Genomic DNA, 25,964 nt, shown 5'->3' with positions numbered 1-25,964 from the left:
CGGAATCCATGCACGGGCAAGCGCTTCGAGGCAGTTGCGTGGCAGGTGGGAGGACGCGCCGAGGGCGCGGCCTCGCAGCCTGGATCGGACTTGCGGAGGTCGACAGGTGTGACGGCGAGGAAATCGCCAGGCCGCATCAGATGCCCCGAGGCGGTGGACCGGACGACGTTGCGGGATGCATGCGTCCCCTTACCGAGCAGGGACCGCGATCCAGGGAAGAATCGCGGTCCATGGATCCGACCGACATGTTCAAGCACATCCTGGTTCCTGTCGACAACGACGCGGGTACGCACCGGGCCATCGAGCAGGCCATCGCACTGGCGCAAGGCGCCGGAGCGCGCGTCACCGGCCTGCACGTGATGATGGAATTCAACTCCATCGGCATCGTCGAGGAACTGATCGAGCCGCCTCAGGATCAATTGCGGCAGTTGGCCAGGGCATATGCCGACGAGCTGTTCTCGCCGCTTGTGCACGAGGCCGAGTGTGCCGGGGTGGCATGCGAAACGATCGCAGTGCAGGGCGATCAGCCCTGGAAGACGATCGTCGCGAAGGCCGCGGAGTCAGGCTGCGACCTGATCGTGATGGCATCGCACGGCAGGCACGGCATCGCGAAATTCATGCTCGGCAGCGAGACGCAGCAAGTGCTGACGCATACCGGAATTCCTGTACTGGTAGTGCATTGAGCGACCAGTGATGCGGTCGTGGCCAAGATGCGGAGCAAGCCAACATGATCGAACTTTCCTCGTTCCATGCTTCGGCGCTGTGGTCCCACATCGTCGCCTGCTATGCCGCCACCTTGCTGCCGCTGGTCGTCGGCCTGCCGCCCATCATCGCGATCATGGAAAGCGTGTACGTGATGACCGAACGGGAGATCTGGCGACAGATCGCCCGCTACTGGGGCAGGCTGTTCGGCATCGCGCTGCTGATGTGGGCGATCGGGTCGATTGTGTTGATCATCCTGTATGCCGCGGATCCCGGCCGGTTCACCCGACACCTGCACGGGATCCCGGGGTTGGCGTTGACCCTGCTCATGACGCCGCTGGTGTTTGGTGGTGGCGTGTTCCTCTGGCGCCTTTACACCGACTGGCTGGGCCTGGGGCGACTGCAGCATCTGCTCATCACCTGGCTGTGGATGCTGCTTTCGACCTTGTCGGCGCTCAAGATCGCGATCGGCTACGGCTTGATGGACAACCCCTCCGGTGCGTACCTCGATCCCGGCACCCTGCAAGTCTGGATCCATGACGTGCCGTTGGCGCTGCTCAACCCCGCCGCGCAGACTCGATTCGTGCATCTCGTCGGCTCCAGTTACCTCGTGGCGGCGACGCTGGTGCTGTCGGCCTCGGCGTGGTACTTGCTGCGTGGTCGCAACGTGCAGATCGCCCGCCGCTCGATGACCGTCGCGGCCAGCTTCGGTCTGGCCGCGGCGCTCTCACTGGCCGTGCTCGGCGACCGGGACGGCTATGCCGGTTCGCCAGGTCAGCAGATGCGCATTGCCGCGATCGCGGGCGAATGGCATGTGCAGCCGGCTCCAGCCCCGTTCGTGCTTTTTGGGATACCCGACCCGGACAGCCGCACGACTCGCGTCGCATGGCGCATGCCTTGGCTGCTGGGACTGGGCGCGATGCATTCGTGGCGCAAGCCGGTGGCGGGGCTGGACGAGCTTGAGGCAGCGAACGTGGAGCGCATCCGCCGCGGCCTCGCGGAATTCATGGCGCTGGACAACAAGGAAGCTTCCTCGCGCGCAGCAGGGTCCAACGCCGCCAAGGTCGGTGCCAACCCCGACCTTGGCTATGGATTGTTGCTGTTGCGTCACGTGCGAAATCCATTGCAGCGTAATGGTGACGAGATGACCGCCGCGGCCCGCGACACGATCCCGGACGTACCGCTGCTGTTCTGGGCTTTCCGGGCCATGGCGCTGCTGGGCGCATACGGCATCGTCCTGTTCGGCGTGGCGTTCTGGCTGGCGTCGAGACGTCAGCTGGACCGCCGCGGTTTTCTGCGCCTGGCGGCCTGGAGCCTGCCGGTACCGTGGGTGGCGGGGGCGCTGGGTTGGCTGGTGAGCGAAGCGGGCCGTGGCCCGTGGCTGATCGACGGACTGCTGCCCATCACCGAAATCCAGGCGACGGCATCGGAGATGGCCGTCGCCGCTATCGCGTACACGGCCATCGCCGGCCTCTTCGCGGCTGGTGCGATCCTGTCGATACGCCTCGTTCGCCTGGGCCCGGATGGACTGAAGATCTGGCCGGTGGACTCCGATGCGACGAAAAAGTACTGATCCCGTCCGGTCGACGAGGAGGATGAACAATGTGGTATTTCGCATGGTTTCTCGGCGTCGGCCTCGCCTGCGCGTTCGGCATCCTCAACGCGATGTGGTTCGAGCTGCATGCCGTCGATGAGCGCGACTGGGCCGCGGTCGCCAATGACTATTGAGCCGGCCAGCGCTCGCGGGACACGCCTGCGGGGGCCGGGGCAGAGCAGGGTAAGGCAGGCGCGGACATCGCCGGCACCGGCTGCCAGGCAGTGCCGACGTTGCGACCCGTGACCGCGGAACGGTCGGCCGCGTTACCGGCAAACCAGCACCGGCACCCGGCTTCCCGCCAGCACCTTCTGCGTCTCGCTGCCGAGGATGAGCCGGTCCAGCCCGTGCCGGCCGTGCGAGGCCATCACGATCAGGTCGCAGTGATGCTCATCGACCGCTTTCAGGATGGCGTCGTGGGGCTGCTCGCCGAAGGCGAAGTGGCTTTCGCAGGACACTCCAGCTTCCCTTGCCAGCGCCTTGGCCGTGTCCAGGTAACGCGATGCAATCTGCGGTGCCTCCTGGCTGTAGCGCAGTTCCGCGGCGGCGAGGAATTCGGTCATGTAGGCGATGGTATTGAAGGGCGGTACCGCATGCAGCGCCACGACCGTGCTGCCAAGAGGCTTGGCCAATTCCAGCCCGATGCGGAAGGCGTGCAACGACAGCTCCGAACCGTCGATGGGCAGCAGGATGCGATGGAACGGTGCCTTCGGCGACGCGACGGCAGGCTCGGGGCGGGTGGAAATTCGGGACGTCATGGACAGGTCTCCAGTGTGATCACGTTCCGCACGCGAGTGCGTGCATCCCACTCGCATGTTGGAACACGTGTCTTCCGGTGTATTGAGCGACATCAAGTCGGCCGCTGCCGGGCATGCCCCGCATCCGGTTGACTAGGATCAACATGCCCGTGTCGCGACCCGCCTAGCCTGAAATCCCGGGATGAGGAGTGCAGCACCATGGTCGCATCGCATCGGCCAGCAACGAAGAGATGCGTGATGGAAGGCATGCGGTGCTTCCGCTGCGGATGCCTCCACCGGCTGCACGCATGGCTTGCGTGCAAAGCCTGCGCTCCGTTGCCGATACTGGCGCGAGGCGAAACGCGGAGGCCAGCCGAGATCCATCGGCAGGACGTGCGATGAAAACCTCATCGGCTCCGCCGGCGTTCTCTCCACTTTCCGTCTGCCTGCTGGTGGTGGCTGCGGCCAGTGCCTTGTTCAGCCTGGTCAGGGACGAATTTCCCACCCTCTGGACGGGTGCGGCATGGGTCTGCGGGATCAGCGTGCTGACACTGGTGGGCAGCCTGATGCGCGACGCACGCAGGTGATGCAAGGCCCGACAGGCTTCCAACTCGAACAATACAGACCATGTTCAAGAACATCCTGCTTCCAGTCGACGATTCGGAACCCTCCCTGCATGCGGCCCGCCTCGGCATCGCGCTGGCCGGGCAGCTCGGCGCGGCAGTGCATGCGCACCACGTGCTGGCGCCGCTGGCAGCCGTGGCCTACCTGTCCGACCTGATCCGGAGCGCGCCGGACGACTACCGGCGCGAGGCCATCGACCGGGCGCAGCGGTATATCGGTGCGGTCCGCGCGCTGGCCGAGGAGGCCGGCGTACCGTTCGAAGGCAGCTACGAATTCGACCATCACCCCAGCAATTCCATCATCGGCGCCGTCAGGCAATACGGTTGCGACCTGATCGTGATGGGCAGCCATGGCCGCACCGGCCTGGACCGCCTGCTGATCGGCAGCGAGACCAGCCGGGTGCTGGGCTGCGCCGATATCCCGGTGATGGTCTGTCGTTGACGTACAGGTGTTGCGGCGCCGCCGGTTCAGTGCTGCATGAACACCGGCATGTCCGCATTCGCCATGACATGCCGCGTCGCCCCTCCCAGCAAGCGCTCGCGGATGCGTGAGCGCCCGTAGGCTCCCATTACCAGCAGGTCGGCGCGCAGCACATGCGCATGGCGTAGCAGGGCAAGGCCCGCTTCGTCGGGGGGCACCTGGATGTGGTGGAGTTTCGCTGCGACGCCGTGCCGCACGAGGTAGGCGAACGGATCGGGCTCGGCCACGCCTGTGCTGTGCTCATCGGGCGTGCGCAGCTCGCCGTTGACGAGAACCACCTGTCGGGCGAGCCGCAGCAGGGGCAGGGCGCTGCACAAGGCGCGGGTCGATTCGAAGCTGCCGTTCCAGCCGATCACGATGCGGTCGAACGCCAGGCTGCCGCTCCAGCGCGGCGGCAGCAGGATGCAGGGCAACCGGGCGCTCAGCAGCCCTTCGGCGAGTACGTCGAAAATGTGCGCCGCGTCGACGATGTCGCGTTCGATCACGGCAAGGTCGTGCCACGCTCCGAGATGACGGAGCGTGGGGGCTATCGGTGTGCGTGTCACGGCCCAGGACGCATGGGCCACGCCGCGCTCCAAGGCGAACTGGGCGAACGCGAGCGACTCGTCGGGCCGCTCGTACTCCGATTCGCCCGGTGGCTCCGCAATCGCTGGGGCCGACTCGGCGGGGCGCTGCTCACGCAGATCGACCGGCACGTAGCAGGCGGTGAGGTCCGCATTCCAGCGCGAGGCGATCTCCACTGCGGCCAGCAACGCCGGGCTCCACGGCCCGCTGGAAGTCACCAGTGCCAGCACGTCGCGAAAGCCCAGGGTCGGAGTCGCCGCTTGTTGCGACGAGGCCCGGGGGACCGCACGGGATTCATCGATGAGCATGATCATGCCTCCCGCATCCGGAGCCGGATGCGTCACAGCGCGAGCGAATAGACCACCGTCTTCGGGTCCTCCGGATACGGCTCGCAGGTGAAACCGAGGTAATGGGCCAACTCGCGCATCGGTTCGTTGCCGACATCGTCGATCGAGAACATGCGGGCAAGCTTCTGCTTGCGGGCGACATCGATGAGATGCTGCATCAGCAGCACGGCCAGGCCGCGGTGACGCCAGTCGTCGGCGACGGTGACGGCGCATTCGCATTGGCGATCGTCGCCAGTGGTGGAATAGCGGCTGATGCCCACCTCGCGCAGTTCGCCATCGTCGTGCGCAAAGGCCGCGAAAGCCATGTCGTGCACGTAGTCGACGTGCATCAGGTGGTCGAGCATGGCCTTGTCGGGTACCTTGAAATCGCCCAGGAAGCGGAAGCGCCGCGCCTCGGGCGAGAGACGCCGGATGAGCGCCTCTTCCATGGCGCGGTCCTCGAGCCGAAGCGGGCGCACCAGCACGCGAGTGCCGTCGCGCAGGGATTCGATCCAGTGATCGCCTTCGAGGGCGGCAGGTGCCGCTCCGGCGGTAGCGTTGCCTGATGAATCAGTCGTGGTTGTCATGGTGATGGCCTCGCTGGTAGGGCGGAACGCCCGCGATGGCGGGGTTCCACGAGCTTTCTAGCGAACCGGTGGCGTCGCCACTTGATGACGATCAACTCAAGCGGAGATGGCACGGTGCGCAAGCATTCCAGCCGGCACCCGGCCGCTTCGGTTGATTTGCATCAACACCGGGCGAAGGGCGCCTGCGCGAGCATGCGCTCATGCAAGGCCACCGGACGCCTCCATGTTCGAGATCCTCGTCAATGTCGAAGAGATGGTGGACAGCAGTCCGGTTGTGCAGGTCGGCCTCGCCCTGGCCGGTCGCCACGACGCCTACGTGACGGGTCTGCACATCGTGGGAGTCTTCCCCTCATCGATGTATCTGCCCGACATCATGACCGAGCTGGTCACCGAGGAATACCAGGCCAGGCAATGCGACGCCTGGTGGACGGAGCAGCGCCGCAAGCATGGGCTGAGGGGCGCCTGGGAAGTGATCCGCGGCGTCTACGTGTCCGCGCTGGCACGCCGTTCCTGCATGGCCGACATCACGGTGAGCCGGCTGTCGCCGTCGCATCCGTCGCATCTGGTCGGGATGGACGATGTCACCAGGGTGCTGTTCTCGGCCGCATCGCCGATGCTGCTGGTGCCGCCCGACTGGGATGGCCATTTCAACCCGGAACGGATCCTGGTGGCCTGGAACAGCACCCAGGAATCGATGCGCGCGCTGCGCGCCGCGCTGCCGTTGCTGCGCGAGGCCGGGATGGTGCGCCTGATCGACGGCGCGCAGGACACGCTCCCCGGCATTGCGCCACCGCCGCTGCCAGTGCGCGACTGGCTGGTCCGGCAAGGCGTGTCCCTGCAATCGATCCATCCGTTCCCCGACGCGAGCGACGTCGGCGAGGAACTGCTCAGCCATGCCTATGCAATGCATGCTGACCTGCTGGTGATGGGTGCGTGGGGGCATTCGCGGATCGGCGAGCTGATCCTGGGCGGCACCACCCGCCATGTGCTGGAGCACGCCAGGCTGCCGCTGCTGCTGGCGCATTGAGGCGCGCGCAGGTTTGCTCCGACATGCCGCATCCGTAGATTTCGGGTTCGCCGACCGCGACATCCGCCGCCCGTGCCGCCAATCTCGCCAGCACGCCCACGACGACACCCGGGCGAGCATCGCAATTGACTTGCCTCAAATCCACAGTGCCGCTTGCTGTCTAGAGTGCCGACATGGAGAACGCAGCGATACCGGTGACCGGTCCATGCAAGACCTTCGACGAAGGAAACGCCTGCATCGCCGCAGCCGCGTTGATGACTGGCGGCCATGTCGCGATGAATGGCGCCGACACGCGTATCCGGGAACTGCCATGAATGCCGTCACTGCGGATGCTCCCGCATGCGTGGAAAACCGGACCTTCGACGAGATCCGGATCGGCGACAGCGCGCATCTCACGCGCACGCTGACCCAGCGGGACATCGACTTGTTCGCCGCGATGTCCGGTGACGCGAATCCGGCCGAAGAGGCGCCGGACCCTGCGCGCAGCGAGCTGTTCCATCACGTCGTGGCGCACGGCATGTGGAGCGGCGCACTGATTTCGGCCGTACTGGGCACCCGGCTGCCGGGGCCAGGCACGATCCAACTGTCGCAGGACCTGCACTTCCATGCACCGGTCAACCTAGGCGACACCATCGACGTGAGCGTGACCGTCAGCGGCAAGGAGCCGCTGGACCGGCGCGTGCGCTTCCATTGCCGCGTGCGCAACCAGCTCGGCGTGGACGTGGTCCTCGGCGAGGCGGAAGTGCAGGCGCCGGCCGAGAAGATCCGCTGCGCGCCGGCCGATCTGCCCGCGGTCCAGGTCGCCGGCCACCGGCGTTTCCGGCAGTTGCGCGCGCGGGTTGCGGGCAACCCGGTGTTGCCCACGGCGATCGTCCATCCTTGTGACGCGGCTTCGATCACGGCCGCGGTCGAGGCCGCGTCACAAGGGTTGATCGAGCCCGTACTGATCGGGCCGACCGCCAGGATCAGGGCCACTGCTCGGCAGGCTGCCCTGGACATCGCGCCGTACCGGCTGGTCGATACGCCGCACAGCCACGCCGCCGCCGCACAGGCGGTGGCCATGGTGAGCGACGGGGAGGTGCGGCTGCTGATGAAAGGCTCGCTGCATACGGACGAGCTGATGCACGCGGTGCTGGCCAACGCCGGCCTGCGCACGGGTCGCCGACTCAGCCACGTTTACGTGATGGACGTGCCCAGCTACGAGCGGCTGCTGCTGGTCACCGATGCGGCCATCAACATCGCACCCTCACTGGTCGACAAGCGCGACATCATCCAGAACGCGATCGACCTGGCGCGCGTGCTCGGCATTGCCACACCCAGGGTGGCCGTGCTGTCGGCGGTGGAAACGGTGAACCCGGCGATGCCTTCCACCCTGGATGCCGCGGCGCTGTGCAAGATGGCCGAGCGCGGCCAGATCACCGGCGGCATCGTCGATGGTCCGCTGGGCTTCGACAACGCGATCAGCCCGCTGGCGGCGCGGGAGAAAGGCATTCGTTCCGCCGTGGCCGGCAGCGCCGACATCCTGGTCGTGCCCGACCTGGAGTCGGGCAACATGCTCGCCAAGCAGCTGACGTTCCTCGCCGGTGCCGACGCCGCCGGCGTGGTGATGGGCGCGCGGGTGCCGATCATCCTCACCAGCCGCGCCGACACGCCGCGCACGCGCATCGCCTCGTGCGTGGTGGCGGTCCTGCTGGCGCAGGCGAAGCAGACAGGCTAGGCGGACAACGGATCATGCCATTGGAGCCAGCCATGAGTGCGTCGGCCCACGATGTCGCTACCTGTCCCGACTCCGGCGCAGCCTTTGCGTCGCTTGCGTCCTGCACGCCGTTCGCGCTGTTCGCACTGCTGGGCGCGCCAGTCGCATGGTGGTCGGACGCGATGTTCGGTTTCTGCGGTGCGCTTGTCGACGTGACGGTCAGCGCGATGACCTATCCGTACGAACTGCCCGGACCAGACGTGGCAATGCCGCAGGAGCAGCACTGTCCGCCTGGGTGATGGCGCAGGGGCGTGCTCCCGTCACCCGGGCCGCCGACGTCCAGCACCCGCGCGACGAGCCCCGATGCGCACCGAAGCATGACAGCCCCGTTTTCCGGGAGTCGGTTGATCTGGCTCAAGCCCGTCGTCGTTTGGCGGTGTTCAACTGCGTTCCGCACCGGGTTCGCCCGCATCCGGAGCGATACGCAGGCAGACGCGGGCGGGGCGGGAGCGCGGAAGCCCGCGTCCAGGCACCGCCGCTCGGCTCAACACTCGATGGAGACTCCCGATGAAAGCACTCGTCTATCAGGGACCTGGCAAGAAGGCTCTGGAAGATCGCCCCTTGCCGGAAATCACAGACCCCGGCGACGCCATCGTGAAGATCGTCAAGACGACGATCTGCGGCACGGATCTGCACATCCTGAAGGGCGACGTGCCCACCTGCACGCCCGGCCGCATCCTGGGCCATGAAGGTGTGGGCGTGGTCGAAAAGGTGGGGACGGCCGTCGCCGCGTTCCGTCCGGGCGACCGCGTGCTGATTTCCTGCATCTCGTCCTGCGGCAGATGCGACTACTGCCGCAAGGGCATGTATTCGCACTGCACCACGGGTGGATGGATCCTGGGGAACCGGATCGACGGCACGCAGGCCGAGTACGTGCGCATTCCCTACGCGGACACCAGCCTCTACCACATTCCCGCCGGTGCCGACGAGGAGGCGCTGGTGATGCTGAGCGACATCCTGCCGACCGGATTCGAGTGCGGCGTGCTCAATGGCAAGGTCCAGCCCGGCTCCACCGTCGCCATCGTCGGCGCCGGCCCGATCGGGCTGGCCGCCCTGCTGACCGCGCAGTTCTACTCGCCTGCACAGATCATCATGATCGACCTGGACGACAACCGCCTGGCCGTGGCGAAGCGCTTCGGCGCGACCTCGACCATCAACAGCCGCGACGGCGGCGTGGCGGAAAAACTCCGTCAGCTGACTGGGAGTGCCGGTGCGGATACCGCGATCGAGGCTGTCGGCGTGCCGGCCACGTTCGAGCTGTGCGAAGAACTGGTGGCGCCGGGCGGCATCATCGCGAACATCGGCGTGCATGGCACCAAGGTTGACCTGCATCTGGAAAGCCTGTGGGACAGGAACATCGCCATCACCACGCGCCTGGTGGATACCGCGACCACGCCCATGCTGCTGAAGACGGTGCAGGCGGGGAAAATCGACCCCGCCCGGCTGATCACGCACCGCTTCAAGCTCGCCGCGATCGACGACGCCTACGACACCTTCGGCCATGCCGCCAGGACCCATGCGCTGAAGGTCATCATCGAGGCATGAAGCTGGGGAAAAGGGCGGTCGTTCATCCCCTCGCGTCCGGTTCCATCGCGCCATCGCCGGTTTCCGCGCCATCGCAATCCGGCGAGGCGTCCTCCGGGCGAAGTCCGGCGTCGCGAACCCGCCGTCGGGCAGATTGGCGCCCTGGGACACGAATTGCACGATGCCTGCCCGCCGGCTTGGCTGGGCCTCATCTGTCCGAGCGTACGGCCTTCGCGGGAAACGCACGCGGAAAAGCCTCACGGAGATGCCCGATCAGCGCTTCGGTCGGCAGTGCGGCGAGATCGCTGCCCAGCTCGCCTGCCACGCCGGCGGCGGCAGGGTCACCAAGCTGGCCGCGCAGGACGCCCAGGAAACGCGGCGGCGCCACGAGGAACAGGCGTTCGTACCGGTGACGTGCGTTTGCTTCGAGCAAGTCGGCGACCAGCATGCGCGCAAACGCTCGCGTGCTCTTGTCCCGGCGGCTCGCATGGGGCTCGATCACGTGCCTCGCCGGATCGATGCTGTCGTGCGTGCGAGGTACGGTGCGGCCCGAACCGCCCCGCGCGGGGAGACCGCGCAAATCGGAGTTGGAGTAGCCGGCCAGTTCCGTCCACGTGCAGGGCGTACCGGACGCTTCGAACAGGCGGCCGCGCGCGGCATCGCTTACAAGAATCCATGCGGTTGACATGATCGACCTCCAGGCGGGCAATACGAACTGATGCCTCAATGGCGCATGAAAACCGGCATGTCGATGCGCTCGAGCACGTCGCGCGTCGCGCCACCGAGCACCCATTCGCTGAAACGGGTGTGCCCGTAGGCTCCCATGACCAGCATGTCGGCCCCCGCCTGTTTCGCTGCGTGCAGCAGCAGGGTTCCCACGGAATCCCCGGGCTTCGAAAGAAACATGGTCTCGCTGTGGATGCCGCGTCTGGCCAGGTACCCGGCGAGCCCGAACGGCGGCTTCCAGTCCTCCAGGCTGGCCGACAGCGGCTGTCCGCCATCGAGAATCGTCACCCTGCGGGCACGGCGCAGCAGGGGAAGGGCCGCGTGCGTCGCGCGAATGGCTTCGAGGGAGCCGTTCCAGGCGATGGCCATGCCATCCGGCAGGCTCTCCCCGACATGACCTTCGGGCACGACGATGCACGGAAGCCCGGCACCAAGGACCATGCCGCCCACCGCGGACGCGGAACCCCAGGGCGTCTGCAGCGTCCGGCCGACGACCAGTGCGTCATGCCAGCTGCCCGCAAGATTCAGGGCACGGGGAACCTCTTCCTCCGCGACCTGCCAGGCCACCCTGGTCGCGCCGCACGCACGCGCAAAGGCCTCGAAGGACGGGCCGCTGGCGACGGCATCTTCCTCGAGCTGGCGCGTGACGTTGAGCAGATCGGCCATCAAATCCGGCGTGTCATAGGGAGACGACATCAGGCTGGGGACGGGGCACGCATGGATCCCCGTCACGTGGCCGTCGAACGCCGCGGCCAGCCGGGCGGCGTAAGCCGCACTAGCCGGCCAGTCCTCGCAACTTTCGCAGTAGGCAAGCAGGTCGTGCATGGGAGCCTCGCTTCGAACCGGGAGTAGACGGGTGTTTCGCGTCGCGCGGCGATGCGTGCCGCTCACCGGCTGTCGCGCCAGGTTGCCGGCCCACCTCGCCGCGCGGCGGCTGAAGGACACGCTATGCCTCCATGCGGATGCCCTTGTTGATGGAAATCAACATGAGCGAACGGGCAGGGAACCGCATTGCTCACGGGCGGAGTGGCGCTCCGGGAGCCGGCGCGCAGGCCATCCATTCCCGACGGCCCAGGATGCCCGGGCACGCCTCGGATGCGGGCTGGACCGGGCGTTGCGCAGTTGGCTCAGATCTCCTCCCGGTACCCCACGGATTGCGCGAACAGCACACGCTGCTCCTGCCGCAGCCCGAGCCGCAGCGCCAGCGCGTCCCGATCGCAGTTGTGGAACCAGGCGGCCAGTCCTTCGGCCGCGCAGTACAGGTAGACGTTGGCGGCGACCATGCCGGCATCGACGTAGTAGTAGGACTTCTGCGTCTCCGGGTCCTGCAGGCCAGGCTCCAGGAACCCGGTGGAGTGCGTCAGGCGATGGATGTCCGCCACGTAGATCAGATGCACGGGCATGTCGGGATTGGCGCTGCGTTGCCCCGGCGTCAGGGCGTATCCGCGCAGATCGCCGGTCGCCACCTGGACCAGCTCGTGCGCCGGCGCGTCGTAGCGGTAGGCACCATCGCGCATGGCGACATGGAGGTCGATTTCCTGCGAGTTGCTGGCCGAGGCCGCGGTACGCCCGGGCCGCCCGAACGGTCCCTCTGGGCGGTTCACGCCACAGGCGGCCCACAGCAGGTCCGCAAGGAGCTGCCGCGACAGAGGCTTGGCGCAGATCGTGCGGCAGGTGCGCCGCTGCTCCAGTGCCGCGGTGATGGAGACAGTGCAGGCACCGGAGGGAGCAGGTAGCTTGATCGTCTGCTGGACCGGCGGCGAATTCGGATAGGCAGCCATGATCCGTTTCTCCCGTGGCAGGTGAGGCGCAGGGTTCGCGGGTTGGTCCAATGCGCCGGCTGGCGAAGCTGAAGTGATCACGCCGCTTTCTGCATGCCGACGCCGGAACCCTCAGTGGAAGATCAGGTTGTCCTCGACCACGCGGACGCCCGGGGCCGACCAGACGGCCCGCTCCACCGCCTGCATCTCGCTCCAGTTGTCGACGTGCCCATCGATGCGAACCGTGCCATCGGCCCGTACGTCCACGTGCACGGCTCCCGCCTCGATCTCCGCGTGCCGTTTCAGCGCTTCCTGGATGCGCTGCTTCAAGTCGCGTGCCTGCACTTCCGTGGGCAGCTTGATGTTGTTCGTGACGCCCGTGACGCCACCGAGCTTGCGCACCTCGTTTTCGGCAGCACGGCGCTGGAAGTTCCAGTTCACGCTGCCGGACAGGGTGACCCAGCCGCGGGATACCTGCACGCGGAGGTCGCGGCTGGGGATCGCCGTGTTCCATGCGAGGATGCTCAGAGCCCGCTGCGCGATCTCGTCGTCGTTCTGCTTCTTGTCGCTGGCCAGGCGGACCTCGATCTCCTGGGCGATGCCCCTGACGCCCCTTACCCGCCAGGCCGCACGCTCCGCCGCCGTCTTCTGTACATAGTCGGCGACATGCCCGCTGAGGGTAACGACGCCGTCCTCCGCCGCTACGCCGATGTCGGCGGCATCGATGCTCGGCTCGAATTCCAGTTCGTCGATGACGAGCTGGCGCAGTTCTTTGTCGGTCATGGGCGTTCTCCATCCAGGGGAACCCATTCCACAGGAGGCAACGGCCCGGCCATTGATCCGCATCAACAAAACCGCGGAAAGCTATGGAGGCATGTACCGGCCAGGTGCCTGCCCGGCGGCATCATCCCTGAAGAAGCGGCGCTTCACGAGTTCCACCAGCAGCAGGTAGGTGATGGTGGCGACGGCGAGGAACGCGAAAAACACCGGGGGCACGGGAACGAATCCGAAATCGGTACCGAGGGGCGTGAAGGGCAGCGCGATGCCGGCGATCACCACGGCGAGCACACTCGCGACCAGCGTCTTGCTGGGGCGGCTGCGCAAGGGGTTTCCCGTTGTGCGTATCACGAACAGCACAAGTGCCTGCGTAGCCAGCGACTCGATGAACCAGCCGGTATGAAACTCGGCTTCGGATGCGTGCAGCAAGGCGAGCAGCATGTAGAAGGTGAGAAAATCGTACAGGGAGCTGATCGGCCCTACCCCCAGCATGAAGCGCCGAATCAGGCGGATGTCCCAGCGACGCGGCGCCTGCAGCTGAGAGGCATCCACGTTGTCGCCCGGAATGGTGATCTGCGCGATGTCGTACATGAAATTGTTGAGCAGGATCTGGGTCGGCAGCATCGGCAGGAACGGAAGCACGAGGGATGCTGCCGCCATGCTGAGCATGTTGCCGAAGTTGGAACTGGTGCCCATCAGCAAATACTTGGTGACATTGGCAAACGCGCGACGCCCTTCGATCACGCCGGCGTGCAAGGCACCCAGATCGCGCTGGCCGAGTACGATGTCGGCCGCTTCGCGCGCCACGTCCACCGCATTTGCCACCGAAATACCCACATCGGCCGCGTGCAGCGAAGGCGCGTCGTTGATGCCGTCGCCGAGAAAGCCCACTACGTAACGGCGGTTCTTCAGCGCCAGCACGATCCGGTGCTTCTGGGCCGGATTGAGTCGCGCGAAGACGCTTGCACGCTCGGCCACTATGCCCAGGGCGTCCTGGTCAAGTTGCTCCACCTGGGTACCGGTAACGACCTCGCGCGTGTCCAGTCCAACCTGTTCGCAGACATGGCGGACGACAAATTCGTTGTCGCCGGAGAGAATCTTCACCGCGATGCCGTCGCGCACCAGCGCGCGCAGGGAATCAGCCGCGTCGGGGAGCACCGGATCAGCGAACACGATGAATCCGGCGAGAACCAGGTCGTCCTCGTCGGCTGTCGTGTAGCGGGATTTCCGATCCACGCTGCGGTAGGCCACCGCCAGCACGCGCATGCCCTGCCTGGCATAGGAGTCGCAGATGCGGGCAATGTCTTTCAGCTCGTCGCCGCCGAGCTTGTGGTTGGAGCCATCCACTTCGCACGATGCGCACCGCGGGATCACGAATTCCGGCGCTCCCTTCGAAACCAGCAGGATCTCGTCCCCGTGTTCGGCGACCACGCTCAAGCGGCGCCGCTCGAAATCGAAGGGAATCTCGTCGAGCTTGCGGAAACCCTCTTGCGCGGATGCGCAATCGCGCAGGATGGCCTCGTCCAGCGGGCTGCGTATGCCCGTCTGGAGCGAACTGTTCAGATGCGCCAGGCCCTCCGTTCGCGGCGATGGCTTGCCGAGCGGATCGACAGCTTCGAAAACCTCGGTTTCGTTGCGCGTGAGCGTACCGGTCTTGTCGCTGAGCAGCACGGTCATGCTGCCGAAGTCCTCGATCGCCGCGAGGTGCTTGACCACCACGCGGTGGCGGGACATGCGCATCGCGCCGCGGGCCAGCGTGACCGTGGTGATCATCGGCATGAACTCGGGGGTCAGCCCGACCGCCAGTGCCAGCGCGAACAGCAAGGTTTCCAGCAGCGGGCGGTGAAACACGATGCCGGCAAGCAGCACCACCAGCACCAGTCCGAAGACGGTACGCATGATCAGGCGTGCAAAGCCGGCCAATCCGCGTTCGAATTCGGTGGGAGGTGGACGCTCGGACAGGCGCGCAGCCACGTCGCCGAAGGCGGTATCGCTGCCGGTCGCCAGCACGATGGCCGTGGCGGTGCCGGCGGCTACCGAGGTGCCGAGGAACACCAGGTGTTGCGCGTCGGCGCCCGTCGACCCGTGCGGCTCCTCGCAGGCGTCCTTTTCCGCCGGTGCGGATTCGCCGGTCAGAGCCGACTGCTGGACGTGCAACTCGCGGGCCTCCAGCAATCGTGCATCCGCAGGTACGCGGTCACCAGCCATGAGACGGATTACGTCACCGGGCACCAGTTCGCGCCTCGGCACATCGCACCAGATTCCGTCGCGAAGAACCCGAGCGATGGGAGCAATCTCTTGCCGCAACCGTTCCGCCGCCAGCTTCGATCGATAGCTGAGTGTGTAGTTGAGCGTGATGCTCATCAGCACGATCGCCACGATGATCGCCGCGCCAGCGCGATCACCGAGAAATCCCGAGACCGCGGCCGCCGCCAGCAGCATCAGGACCAGCGGATTTCCGAACAGCTCGACCAGGGCAGCGAAATGGCCGGCGCGTTCATTGCCATCGGCCTCGTTGGGTCCGTGCGCGGCCAGGCGACGCAAGGCTTCGGCCTGGGGCAATCCATCCCGGGTGCTGCCGAGCCGATCGAACAGGCGCGCCTGCGGAACCAGGGCGAGATCGGTCGCGGCGGATGTGTGCGAAACATCATTCATGGTCAGGTGGAACCATGCCGCGGAAGCGCACGAGCATGTTGACCCCGGTCAAGACGAAGCGGCGGCGATGCGAAGTGCAGTTGACATGCGTCAACAGGGGGCGTGAATACCGACGTAGCGTATCGATGCGCTCCCACGCGCGTGTTCGAAACTCGAGGAGTTCACCATGACTGCCATCACACGCTTCATTCCGTTCCGGAGCCCCGCAAGGTTCGAGACGTCGGCATCGCTCGACGATCTGCTGCGCAATTTCGGCCTCGGCCCGTTGTGGAACCAGCCCGAATTCACCGCCGACATGCGGGTGGACATCACCGAAGGCGAGGACGCCTTCCACCTGCGTGCCGATATTCCCGGCCTGGACAAGGACGACATCGACGTGTCCGTGGAAGGAAACCACGTCGCGATCAGCGCGGAAACGAAGCGCGAGAAGGAAAGGAAGGGCGAAAAGGAGCTCGTCGTCGAAAGGTCGTGGGAAAAGGCCTACCGGGCCTTCACGCTGCCTGCAGAAATCGACGGGAGCCGCACCGAGGCGCGCTACGACAAGGGCGTGCTCTCGCTGACACTGCCCAAGAAGGCGAACGGAAGCGCGCGCAAGATCGCCGTGGGCTGAGCCGGGTCGGGACCTCGGGCTGCCGTCGAAACCCGCGTCCCCTTTGGTGGAAGTACCTCCATGAAAGACATCCTCATCCACGCCAGGGATTACCGGGATCACACGCCGGCGAGCCTGTTCGGCGTGCGACTCGCGGCAACGCTGGGAGCATCGGTCACCGCGGTCTACACCTGCCCGCATCCCATGCACTACATACCGGGCTTTGACCCGCCGATGACGACGGCGTACGTGGAAAGCGCACTCGAACTCGTGAAGGAGGCGGTCCAGGCCCGGTCGTCGCTCCAGGCATGGGCGGCGTCGCTGGGCGCCCCACAGTTCGACTGGGTTGTTGCGCAAGGGAGGACTTCCGATGCGCTGTTGCAGGCGATCACGCGGCACGATCTGCTGGTGCTCGACCATCCCTTGAATGACCGGGACTCGCCGTGGGACCTGCCGGACCTGATCCTCAAGTCGGGCATGCCGTGCATCGTCCTGCCCCGCGAGGAAATCCTGCCCGACCGGCAGATTCGGCGCGTGGCGGTTGCCTGGAACAGCTCGCCCGAGGCGATGCGGGCGATCCATGCGGCACAACCCCTGTTGCGGGGCAAGGAAGTCCTGCTGTTGTGGGGGGCGGCGGAGCGCGACACCGGCTACGGCGTGGAATGGGATCCGCCCTTCAGCATCTCCCAATACCTGCAGCGCCATGGCATCGAGGCCGAGGAACGCACGATCACCGCCGGGCACGACGATGTGGGCTCGGTGTTGCTGGACGCATCGATGAAGTTCGGCGCCGACCTGCTCGTGATGGGCGCCTACGGACGCAACCGCTTCAGCGAGTGGTGGCTGGGCGGCGCCACGCGGCATGTGCTGGCGTGGGCGGACATTCCAGTGCTGTTCCGGCACTGACGCCAGCGCGAACAGAGGCGGCAACCCATGCGCGCGATGGTGCTGGAAGCGGTCGGTGCGCCGCTGGTACTGAAGACGCTGGCGACGCCCGCCGTGCGGCGGGATGAAGTGCTGCTGCGCGTCGAAGCCTGCGGCGTTTGCCGCACCGATTTGCATGTCGTGTCCGGGGAGCTGCCGCGGATTCGGCCACCACTCATACCGGGACACGAGATCGTCGGCATCGTGGAGGCGGTGGGCGAGGAGGTCGGCACGCTCGCGCCGGGGGCGCGGGTGGGCGTGCCGTGGCTCGGCGGCAGCTGCGGCGAATGCGCGTACTGCAAGGCGGATCGCGAGAATCTTTGCGATCATCCCGAGTTCACCGGGTACACCCGTCCCGGGGGCTTTGCCAGCCATGTGACGGCGCGTGCGGCGTACTGCGTCCGCTTGCGCGACGGTGCCGACGCCGTGGCCACCGCGCCGCTGCTGTGCGCGGGCCTGATCGGCTGGCGTTGCCTGCAGCGCTGCGGCGACGGGCGGCGCATCGGACTGTACGGCTTCGGCGCCGCCGCGCACATCATCACGCAGGTGGCGATCCGGCAGGGGCGCGAGGTGTACGCCTTCACCCGACCGGGTGACTCGATCGCGCAGTCGTTCGCCCGCTCGCTGGGTGCCGCATGGGCGGGCGATTCGGATGCGCCGCCGCCCCAGCAGCTGGATGCGGCGATCCTCTTCGCGCCGGTCGGCGCCCTCGTCCCGATGGCGCTGAGGGCGGTCCGGAAGGGCGGGCGCGTGGTGTGCGGCGGCATCCACATGTCCGACATCCCGGCCTTTCCGTACCGCCTGCTGTGGGAGGAACGCGAGATCGTTTCGGTCGCGAATCTCACCCGCCGCGACGCACACGACTTCCTTGCGCTGGCGGCAACCATCGATATCCGCACCGCGGCACGGCCCTATCCGCTGGAGCAGGCGAACCGGGCGCTGGCGGACCTGCGCGAGGGCCGGCTCAGTGGCGCGGCGGTGCTGGTTCCCTGATCACCGGGCGGAGACACGGACATGGCTGCCAGCAACGCGGACATCGCCGAACTCTTCAGCCGCTATGCGGACCTGCTGGAGATCCAGGGCGCCAATCCGTTCCGCGTGCGCGCTTACCGCAATGCCGCGCGCGTGGTGGCGGATTCGGGACGGAGCATGTCCGACCGGATGGCCGCCGGGGAGGCGCTCGACGACTTGCCCGGCATAGGCAAGGACCTCGCGGCGAAAATCGGCACGATCGTGCGCACCGGTGCGCTGCCGCAGCTCGCCGAGCTGGAAACCCGCGTGCCGCGTGCGCTGGGCGAGCTCATGAACCTGCCGGGATTGGGCCCGAAACGGGTGAAGTCGCTGTATCGCGAACTCGGCATCCGCAATCGGGAGGACCTGCAGCGCGCGATACGCTCCGGCGCGCTGCGTTCGCTGCACGGTTTCGGACCGAAGACCACGGCACGCATCGCCGCGGCCATCGAGCGTCGCGCCGTCGCGCCGCAGCGCTACCGGCTCGTCGACGCGGAGCAGGCCGCCGCGCCGTTGCTCGCCTGCCTCGGCGCCATGCCCGGTGTCGAGACGGTGGAGGTGGCGGGAAGTCTGCGCCGCCGTCGCGACATGGTGGGCGACATCGACATCCTGGTCACTGCACGTCGCGGAGCACCGGTGACGCATGCGTTCACCCGTCATGACGCGGTGGCCAGCGTGCTGGCCGTGGGCGCCACACGGGCCTCGGTACAACTGCACAACGGCATGCAGGTCGATCTGCGGCTGGTGCCGGCGGCGAGCCACGGCGCCGCCTTGCATTACTTCACGGGCTCCAAGCCGCATGTCGTCGCGGTGCGCGGGATCGCGGTGGCGAAGGGGCTCAAGATCAACGAATACGGCGTGTACCGCGGCGGCAGGCGCATCGCCGGGCGCACCGAAGACGAAGTGTTCGCCGCCGTGGGACTGCCGTTCATCCCGCCCGAGCTGCGCGAGAACCGCGGCGAAATCGAAGCCGCGGCGGACGGCCGGCTGCCGACGCTGGTCGAGCTGGGCGACGTTCGCGGCGACCTGCATGCCCACACCGTGGCCAGCGACGGGCACGATTCGCTGCAGGCCATGGCCGATGCCGCCCGCGCACTCGGCTACGACTATCTCGCGATCACCGACCATTCGCGGCGGGTGCGCGTGGCGCATGGCCTCGATACCCGGGACCTGCGCGCCCAGTTCGCCGAAATCGATCGGCTCAACGCCGGTTTCCGCGGTTTCCGGCTGCTCAAGAGCGCCGAGGTCGACATCCTCGGCGACGGTCACCTGGACCTGCCCGATGCCGTGCTGTCCGAAATGGATGTCGTCGTCGTCGCGGCGCATTACCAGCTCGGCTTGCCGGCCGGAAAACAGACCGCGCGCATCCTCAGGGCGCTAGACAACCGGCGGGTGCAGATCCTGGCGCATCCCACCACCCGGCTCGTCAACCAACGGCCGGAGTTTGCCGCTCACATGGAAAGCATTTTCGCCGCCGCCGCCGAACGCGGCGTGGCCATGGAGATCAACGCGCAGCCGGATCGCCTGGACCTCGACGATGTCCACGCGCGCGCCGCCCGCGCGGCAGGCTGCAAGCTGGTGGTTTCCACCGATGCACACGCCGCTGCCGGGCTTGCGAACATGCGCCATGGCGTGGACCAGGCACGGCGCGCCTGGCTCGCCGCATCCGACGTGTTGAATACGCTGCCCCTGGAAAGACTGCTGCGGGCACTGCGGCGCTGACGGCGGACGCGGCGCAGGGTCGCCCGGATTGTGGCCGGAGCCGCTTCAGGCTGCCTCGGACATCCCGTGATAGATCTCTTCTTCCTGGGCGAAATGCAACCTCAGGATGGCGTCCAGGCCGTACAGCGTCCGCTGCAGATCCTGCACGACTTCGGCTGGCAGTGGGCCACGCGGCAGATCTTCGGTCATGTGGTGGAACAGGTGACCCAGCCGGTGTATCTCGCGATGCGTGCGGCTCAGCGGAGCCAGCGGATCGTCGCCGCCAAGCATGGGCTCCAGTCGCGGATACAGGTTTTTTTCGTCGTCGCGCTCGTGGGGAAGCAGCTTGTTTCTCAGCAAGGCATCCAGCTCGGCCAGTTCGGCATGGATGGCCGCTTCGGGAAGCACGGGCAGGTGGTCGGCACAGGCACGGATGCGGTCAAGCACGGGACCGAGTTCATGGTGTTCGGCGGCCAGGCGGGCGCCTTCGGATGCACCCAGCCGTCCTCGCGCTTCGCCGAACGGAGTGGTCCGCAGCACGCGCAGCGCATTGAGGATCACGGCCGCGTCGATGCCCTCCTGCAGAATGGCCCCGGTCACCGGCGGGAGATAGCCCAGCGCCGCGAACAGCATGGCGACCAGCGACATCCCCATTCCTGCGAGCACGCTTTCCATGGCGATCCGCCTGGTGCGGCGGGCGATGGCCAGTGCTTCGGCCAGGCGATCCAACCGGTCGACCAGCAGCACGATGCCGGCTGCCTCGGAAGAAGCGGCGGCGCCGCGGGCGCCCATCGCTACGCCGACGTCGGCGGCGGCGAGCGCGGGCGCGTCGTTGATGCCGTCGCCGACCATGATCGTGGCGCTCGTCCGCTTGGCCGCCTCGATCGCGGACAGCTTGTCGCCCGGCGCCTGGTCCGCCAGGACTTCATCCACGCCGAGCGCTTCCCCGATGAACTCGGCGATCTCGCCGTGATCCCCCGTCAACATCACGATGCGCCGGATCCCGGCACGCCGAAGCAGCCGGATCGCCCGCGGCGTGTCCAGCCGTATCTCATCGCCGAGGAGCAGGGCGCCCGTCAGGACGCCATCCACGGCGACGAACACCCCAGTGGCACCCTCGCGGCGCATGCGCTTGCGCAGCAGTTCGGCCCAATCCGAGGACGGCGCGAACCGCGAGACGAAGCCGTGGCTGCCGATGGCGACGCGGCGGCCGTCGATCGTCCCCGCCAGGCCCGCGCCATGCTCTTCCTGCACGTCGGTAGGTTTCGACAAGCCGAGCCCGCGTTGCCTCGCAAACGACACGATGGCCGCTGCAAGCACATGCTGGGACACCTGCTCGACGGACGCCGCCAGGCGCAGCAGCTCGTCCGGATCAATGGAATCGACGGTCTCGATGGCGGTCAGGCGGGCGTGCCCGGCCGTCAGCGTCCCCGTCTTGTCGAAGAAAAGCGTATCGCCCCGGGCCAGTCCTTCGAGGACGCCACCCCCCTTGACCAGCACGCCTCGCGACGCGCATCGCGACATGCCGGAAACGATCGCGACAGGCACGGCGAGGATCAGCGGGCAGGGCGTGGCGACGACCAGCACTGCCAGGGCGCGAACGGGATCGCCCGTCAGCGCCCATGCGGAGGCCGCCAGCACGAGCGCCACCGGAAGGAACAGCAGCGCGTAGCGGTCGGCCAGGCGCGCGGAGGGCGCCTTCGCCTGCTGCGCGGACTCGACCAGTCTGACGATGCCGGCGAACGTGCCGTCGGCCGCCGAGGTCGTGGCCAGGAGATCGAAGGGGCCGCTGGCATTGAGCACGCCGCTGCGCACCAGCTCGCCCTGAAGCCGCCGGACGGGCAGCGACTCGCCGGTGAGGGCCGATTCGTCAAGCACGGCCGCCGCGGACTCGACCAGGCCGTCGACGGGCACGACCTCCCCGCTGCGGACGAGCAGGCGGTCACCCGGCGACACCTGTTCCACGGGAACCTGCACGAGCTCGCTGCCCAGGTAGCGGTTGGCCGACCTCGGGGCGCGATCCAGCAAGGCGGACATTTCCCGCCGTGCCCTGCCTTCGGCGTAGTCCTCCAGTGCCCTCCCGCCGGCGAACATAAGGGCGACGACGACGGCCGCAAGCGTTTCGCCAAGGACCATCGCGCCGACGACGGCAAGCAGTGCGATGACATCGACCCCGGCATCGCGCCGCATCAGCCGGACAGCACTCGCGATGCCTATCGACACGGCCACGGGGAATGCGCCGATCATCCATACGAAACCGGCGACCGCCTCGTGGCCGAGGAAGCGCGCGACCAGGCCGAGCAGCAGCGTCGACGCGCTGACGGCGACCAGCACGCGGTTGACCACATGGCCGGAACCGGCAGGTGGCCCGTGCACCGCTCCCATCATCCGCTCCGCCGGGCGCGGGCGACCACAACCCGTTGCCGCCGCGGGCCCGTCGCGCGGGGAGGGCGCCGGGCCGGCCTCACCGATCCGCGCGAGTCACCGGCGGGCATGCGCGGCACTACAGCGACACCCACGCAAAGAGGTATAACGTGTCGTTGTCCGATGCCCGCCGGCCCGCGCCATCGATGTTGGTGACCAAGCCGCTGAAGCGCGTGTACCAGGTGTATTGCAGGCCGAGGCGGACATTGGCAAACGGCTGCATCCACGAATCCGCCTTGCCGAACGGGTTCCAGTCCAGCTCGACGACGCTGCCCCGCGTGTCGGGACGGCCGTCGTTGCCGTACAGCGCCAGGTCGCGGCTGCCATCGTCGGCGAATTCTCCCAGCGTGATGCCCCAGGTATTGCGGTACCAGTAGCTGGCATTGAGGTTCAGTGCGCGCAGGCTGTCGTGCAGATTCGAGGAAATTCCGGCGGCATAGGTGGCGTCGAGGCGCTGCCGTTCGGTGAGGTACAGGCCGTTGAAGGTCACGGTGTGCTTGTCGCCGCCCTGCAACACGTAGCTCGCATCGACACCCAGGTCGGTGAACTTGTCGCTGGGGCCAGCCAACGCCACCGCATCACCCTGCATATTGGCGCCCGCCAGCCCGCGGGCCGCATGGAAGCCGAAGGCGCCGATCTGCGCGTTGCCGCCGGCGAGGTTCCACGTGTAGGCGAGCCGTGCATAGGGAGCGACGCCACTCAGCCGTCCGCTGAAGTCCGCGTTCACGTCGCGCAGAAAGGCCGGCGACAGCGAGCGATAGCCGCCTGCCTCCAGATAGAGTCCTCCATCGATCTGCGCATAGGCATTCAGGCCGACGACCTGCCCGGCCAGCCCGCCCATCAGGATGGGCGCCGCCGGGGCGCCGGGGACGAGGTCGGGCGCCATGTACGGGAACTGCCACGATGGTGCCGTGTTGAAGACGTCGGTCACGCTGGGATTGTTATTGAGCGAGATGCCCCACACCACGTTGTGGCCCCATGCGGCGGAGCTGCGGGCGTAGCGCAGGTCGCTGTTGTCCCAGCCCAGCAGTCCGCCATTCTCCGAATAGGTCGCCTGTGCCATCACGCCGAGGTGGTCGGTGATGCGGCCGCCGACGAAAACCGAGGCCTGCTGCAGTTCGGTGTTGTCATTGGTGCCGAAACCCTTGGCGGGTGGAGCGGTCTGCGCCTTGCGAGTGCTCGAGTACGTCTCCACCAGCATCAGCGACAGCGGCACATTGTCCTTGTCGCCGGCGGAGAGCGTGTACCCAAGCAACTTGAACTGGCGCCCGAACGCCGTCAGCTGTGGCCCGAAGCCACCGACATGGCAAGCCGTGCAGGGCGCGTGCGTCTGCCGGGCGAACGCGGGTATTGCCTGGGCACTGGGCGAAACGCTCACGAGGGCAAGCAGTCCGGTGGCGAGCGCCAAGATGCGGAGCACCTGCCTGTGAAACCAAGGGTGACGAACAGCGCAACGGGTAGCCATGACATCCTCCACTGCGACTGGGTTCCGGAGGCGACATGGTGCGGTCCCCGGTGCACGCTTGATTGCAGCGTGGCATGCGCCGGTGTGAGGGCATTTGATGCTTGTCAAATGAAACGCAGCAGGCGCACGGCGCTAAACGGTATGCAACAGCGACCCGCCTCTCAGTGGCAGGCAGAGGTGTTGAGCCAGTCGGCCATATCCGCGCAGAGGCCGGGGCCAAATATATGGACCTTGGGTAGGGTGATTAGGAAGGGTTATCGGGGGTAGGGAAGGGTCTAGCCTGCGCTTTCTGTGATGGCTGGAAGGCTTCCGATTCAGCGAGGCCTCTCTCGGATTTGCATATACCGGGCACGCCGATGTACGTGCGTTCAGGCCGACAGCTATGACCCGACTTGCCCAGATTCGGTTGTGGAAGCAAGAGGGCATTGTCCAATTGGGCGTTGGTGCCAACTAAACAATTTCCGATCCTCGACGCGGCATGCTACGGAGCCTTGACCTTCGACCCACCGAGCCTGGCCACCAACGTGCCCAGTTCCTTCATAGCCCGGTCCAGTCGCACATCCCACACCAGGCCGCAACTGAGCCTCACGTAATCGACATAGTCCCCCCGGCTGGAGAACAACACACCAGGCGAGATGCGGATCCCCTTCGCCAAGGCCGCCTTGAACAAGGTGCGGCTATCGCCGGACTCAGTCAGTTGCGCCCACAGCGACATGCCTCCCTGTGGTTCGCACACGCGCGTATCGACGGGCCAGTAACGCGCGATCGCTTCCAACAGGCGCTGCCCGTTGTCTGCCAGCGTTCGGCGAAGGCGGCGAAGATGCCGCTCCAGATCGTGGCGCTGCAGATAGTCCGACATGGCCAGCTGGGTAAGGCTGGTGCCTCCCATGGTGGAGAAGAACTTGGCGCGCACCAAAGCGTCTGTCCATAGGCTGCCCGCCAGCCAACCGAGGCGCAGACCAGGCGCCAGCATCTTGGAAAACGAGCCGCAGCTGATCACGATGCCGCGGGTGTCCCACCGGCGAAGCAGTGACGGGCGCTGTCCGGACCAGGCCAGCTCGCCATAGATATCGTCCTCAATGATGATGACGCCGTGCCGGGCGCAGCTGCTCACCAAGGTTTGCTTGTCGGCGTCGCTCGTCAGGCTGCCCAGTGGGTTGTTGAAGTTCGGCACCAGAACGGCCGCGCGCACCGCATTCTGCTCCAGCAGGTGGTCCAGACGAGCTACATCGATGCCACGACCCGGCAGGTTGGGAATTTCCAGCACCTTCAGATGCAATGCGGCGACGGTCTGAAGGATGCCGTGGTAAGTCGGCGTCTCTACCAGCACCACGTCGCCCGGAGAAGTCGTCACGCGCAACGCCAGGTTGATGGCTTCCATCGCGCCGGCGGTGATCACGATTTCCTCGGGCGATACCGGCACACCTACCTGGGCATAACGCTGGGCGATCAGGCGCCGCAACGCCAGGTGGCCTTGGGCCGGCGCGTAGTCGAACACCGCCGCGGGCGCACGGCGCAGGCAGCGCGACACCGATGCGATTAGCGCGCCTTGCGGCAGCAGTTCGAAGGCCGGTGTTGCACTGTGCAGCGGTAACAGGGCACCGTGCGCACCTACTTCCGTGGCATCGAGCAATGCGGGGTTCTTGACTTCGCCTGGTGCGCGGTTCCTTGCGGGCCGCGGTGCCGGCGGCAGCGTCGTCGATGCACGGACGAAATACCCTGAGCGCGGCCGCGCGACGACCAGGCCTTCGCGCTCCAGTTGCAGGTAAGCCTGGACCGCCGTGGCGACTCCGACACCGTGTCCCTGCGCCAGGTGCCGAATCGATGGCAGGCGCTCGCCTGCCCGCAGCGTGCCGTGAGCGATTTGCGTGCGCAGAGCTGTCGCAACGCGTTCATAGAGAAGCAAGGGGACACCCCATCTGTACTTGTCTATTTCGATTCTATCTGAATCTGTATCTGCCGCATCGAAGGTCCTACGCTGCCTTTCATCGCTCCGGAAGATCCAGCCGAC

The 25,964-nt window shown here is 66.8% G+C and carries 24 protein-coding genes; 13 read left to right on the top strand and 11 right to left on the bottom strand.

Annotated features, from left to right (window positions below; genetic code table 11):
* Positions 1-230 precede the first annotated feature (230 nt).
* From B0E52_RS15515 to cydX, 3 genes are read left to right on the top strand one after another with little or no spacing between them, the layout of a single operon-like run.
* The gene (locus B0E52_RS15515) at positions 231-683 is read left to right on the top strand and encodes a universal stress protein (protein WP_168174204.1); all 453 of its coding nucleotides are present in this window, start codon (positions 231-233) and stop codon (positions 681-683) included.
* A gap of 44 nt (positions 684-727) precedes the next feature.
* A complete protein-coding gene (locus B0E52_RS15510; protein WP_077485279.1) occupies positions 728-2,275 on the top strand; it encodes a cytochrome ubiquinol oxidase subunit I in 1,548 nt (515 codons plus the stop codon).
* Positions 2,276-2,304: 29 nt separating this feature from the next.
* Positions 2,305-2,430, top strand: a complete 126-nt coding sequence (cydX, locus tag B0E52_RS15505; RefSeq protein WP_077485277.1) for a cytochrome bd-I oxidase subunit CydX — start codon at positions 2,305-2,307, stop codon at positions 2,428-2,430.
* 132 nt (positions 2,431-2,562) lie between these two features.
* Here cydX and B0E52_RS15500 read toward each other — a convergent pair whose 3' ends face one another.
* Positions 2,563-3,147 (bottom strand): universal stress protein, encoded by a 585-nt coding sequence (locus B0E52_RS15500; protein ID WP_254426830.1) that lies wholly within the window; start codon positions 3,145-3,147, stop codon positions 2,563-2,565.
* 284 nt (positions 3,148-3,431) lie between these two features.
* Here B0E52_RS15500 and B0E52_RS15495 point away from each other — a divergent pair, with 284 nt between their 5' ends.
* On the top strand, positions 3,432-3,620 hold the full coding sequence (locus tag B0E52_RS15495) for a hypothetical protein (protein WP_077485274.1): 189 nt from the start codon (positions 3,432-3,434) through the stop codon (positions 3,618-3,620).
* Between the two features lie 40 nt (positions 3,621-3,660).
* Positions 3,661-4,098 (top strand): universal stress protein, encoded by a 438-nt coding sequence (locus B0E52_RS15490; RefSeq protein ID WP_077485273.1) that lies wholly within the window; start codon positions 3,661-3,663, stop codon positions 4,096-4,098.
* A gap of 26 nt (positions 4,099-4,124) precedes the next feature.
* On the opposite strand, the gene B0E52_RS15485 is transcribed toward B0E52_RS15490, so the two are convergent.
* Positions 4,125-5,015 carry a universal stress protein gene (locus B0E52_RS15485; RefSeq protein ID WP_254426828.1) on the bottom strand — a complete coding sequence of 297 codons (891 nt, stop codon included), beginning with the start codon at positions 5,013-5,015 and terminating at the stop codon, positions 4,125-4,127.
* Between the two features lie 26 nt (positions 5,016-5,041).
* Positions 5,042-5,614, bottom strand: coding sequence for a GNAT family N-acetyltransferase (locus B0E52_RS15480; protein WP_077485271.1), 573 nt, complete (start codon positions 5,612-5,614; stop codon positions 5,042-5,044).
* Between the two features lie 223 nt (positions 5,615-5,837).
* Here B0E52_RS15480 and B0E52_RS15475 point away from each other — a divergent pair, with 223 nt between their 5' ends.
* From B0E52_RS15475 to B0E52_RS15460, 4 genes are all read left to right on the top strand, one after another.
* Positions 5,838-6,641: a universal stress protein gene (locus B0E52_RS15475; RefSeq protein ID WP_168174203.1), complete on the top strand. Its 804-nt coding sequence runs from the start codon at positions 5,838-5,840 to the stop codon at positions 6,639-6,641.
* 310 nt (positions 6,642-6,951) lie between these two features.
* Entirely contained in the window at positions 6,952-8,358 is a 1,407-nt protein-coding gene (locus B0E52_RS15470; protein ID WP_077485268.1) for a bifunctional enoyl-CoA hydratase/phosphate acetyltransferase, read from the top strand.
* Positions 8,359-8,390: 32 nt separating this feature from the next.
* Complete coding sequence (locus tag B0E52_RS15465; protein ID WP_077485267.1) at positions 8,391-8,636, top strand: hypothetical protein; 246 nt, start codon at positions 8,391-8,393, stop codon at positions 8,634-8,636.
* A gap of 268 nt (positions 8,637-8,904) precedes the next feature.
* On the top strand, positions 8,905-9,942 hold the full coding sequence (locus tag B0E52_RS15460) for a zinc-dependent alcohol dehydrogenase family protein (protein WP_077485266.1): 1,038 nt from the start codon (positions 8,905-8,907) through the stop codon (positions 9,940-9,942).
* A 187-nt stretch (positions 9,943-10,129) separates the two neighbouring features.
* Here the strand turns inward: B0E52_RS15460 and B0E52_RS15455 are convergent, their stop codons facing one another.
* The 5 genes from B0E52_RS15455 to mgtA form a co-directional block, all read right to left on the bottom strand.
* On the bottom strand, positions 10,130-10,609 hold the full coding sequence (locus B0E52_RS15455; protein WP_168174202.1) for a host attachment protein: 480 nt from the start codon (positions 10,607-10,609) through the stop codon (positions 10,130-10,132).
* 35 nt (positions 10,610-10,644) lie between these two features.
* Positions 10,645-11,472: a universal stress protein gene (locus tag B0E52_RS15450; RefSeq protein ID WP_077485263.1), complete on the bottom strand. Its 828-nt coding sequence runs from the start codon at positions 11,470-11,472 to the stop codon at positions 10,645-10,647.
* 302 nt (positions 11,473-11,774) lie between these two features.
* On the bottom strand, positions 11,775-12,428 hold the full coding sequence (locus tag B0E52_RS15445; RefSeq protein WP_077485262.1) for a nitroreductase family protein: 654 nt from the start codon (positions 12,426-12,428) through the stop codon (positions 11,775-11,777).
* Positions 12,429-12,539: 111 nt separating this feature from the next.
* Positions 12,540-13,190 carry a BON domain-containing protein gene (locus B0E52_RS15440; RefSeq protein ID WP_077485261.1) on the bottom strand — a complete coding sequence of 217 codons (651 nt, stop codon included), beginning with the start codon at positions 13,188-13,190 and terminating at the stop codon, positions 12,540-12,542.
* Positions 13,191-13,271: 81 nt separating this feature from the next.
* Positions 13,272-15,839, bottom strand: coding sequence for a magnesium-translocating P-type ATPase (mgtA, locus tag B0E52_RS15435; RefSeq protein WP_077485259.1), 2,568 nt, complete (start codon positions 15,837-15,839; stop codon positions 13,272-13,274).
* Positions 15,840-16,005: 166 nt separating this feature from the next.
* Here mgtA and B0E52_RS15430 point away from each other — a divergent pair, with 166 nt between their 5' ends.
* The 4 genes from B0E52_RS15430 to polX are packed head-to-tail and all read left to right on the top strand — an operon-like array spanning position 16,006 to position 20,085.
* Positions 16,006-16,449, top strand: coding sequence for an Hsp20/alpha crystallin family protein (locus B0E52_RS15430; protein WP_077485258.1), 444 nt, complete (start codon positions 16,006-16,008; stop codon positions 16,447-16,449).
* Positions 16,450-16,509: 60 nt separating this feature from the next.
* On the top strand, positions 16,510-17,334 hold the full coding sequence (locus tag B0E52_RS15425) for a universal stress protein (RefSeq protein WP_077485256.1): 825 nt from the start codon (positions 16,510-16,512) through the stop codon (positions 17,332-17,334).
* Between the two features lie 27 nt (positions 17,335-17,361).
* A complete protein-coding gene (locus B0E52_RS15420) occupies positions 17,362-18,345 on the top strand; it encodes a zinc-dependent alcohol dehydrogenase family protein (RefSeq protein ID WP_077485254.1) in 984 nt (327 codons plus the stop codon).
* 21 nt (positions 18,346-18,366) lie between these two features.
* The gene (gene polX / locus B0E52_RS15415) at positions 18,367-20,085 is read left to right on the top strand and encodes a DNA polymerase/3'-5' exonuclease PolX (RefSeq protein WP_077485253.1); all 1,719 of its coding nucleotides are present in this window, start codon (positions 18,367-18,369) and stop codon (positions 20,083-20,085) included.
* A 45-nt stretch (positions 20,086-20,130) separates the two neighbouring features.
* On the opposite strand, the gene B0E52_RS15410 is transcribed toward polX, so the two are convergent.
* The 3 genes from B0E52_RS15410 to B0E52_RS15400 form a co-directional block, all read right to left on the bottom strand.
* Positions 20,131-22,449, bottom strand: a complete 2,319-nt coding sequence (locus tag B0E52_RS15410; protein ID WP_077485348.1) for a heavy metal translocating P-type ATPase — start codon at positions 22,447-22,449, stop codon at positions 20,131-20,133.
* 118 nt (positions 22,450-22,567) lie between these two features.
* The gene (locus tag B0E52_RS15405) at positions 22,568-23,866 is read right to left on the bottom strand and encodes a cytochrome C (protein WP_254426827.1); all 1,299 of its coding nucleotides are present in this window, start codon (positions 23,864-23,866) and stop codon (positions 22,568-22,570) included.
* Positions 23,867-24,434: 568 nt separating this feature from the next.
* Positions 24,435-25,859 (bottom strand): PLP-dependent aminotransferase family protein, encoded by a 1,425-nt coding sequence (locus B0E52_RS15400; protein ID WP_077485250.1) that lies wholly within the window; start codon positions 25,857-25,859, stop codon positions 24,435-24,437.
* Positions 25,860-25,964 lie beyond the last annotated feature (105 nt).

The sequence above is a fragment of the Rhodanobacter sp. C06 genome (assembly GCF_002001105.1).
GTDB lineage: Bacteria > Pseudomonadota > Gammaproteobacteria > Xanthomonadales > Rhodanobacteraceae > Rhodanobacter_A.
This window is presented reverse-complemented; position numbering and strand designations above follow the sequence as displayed.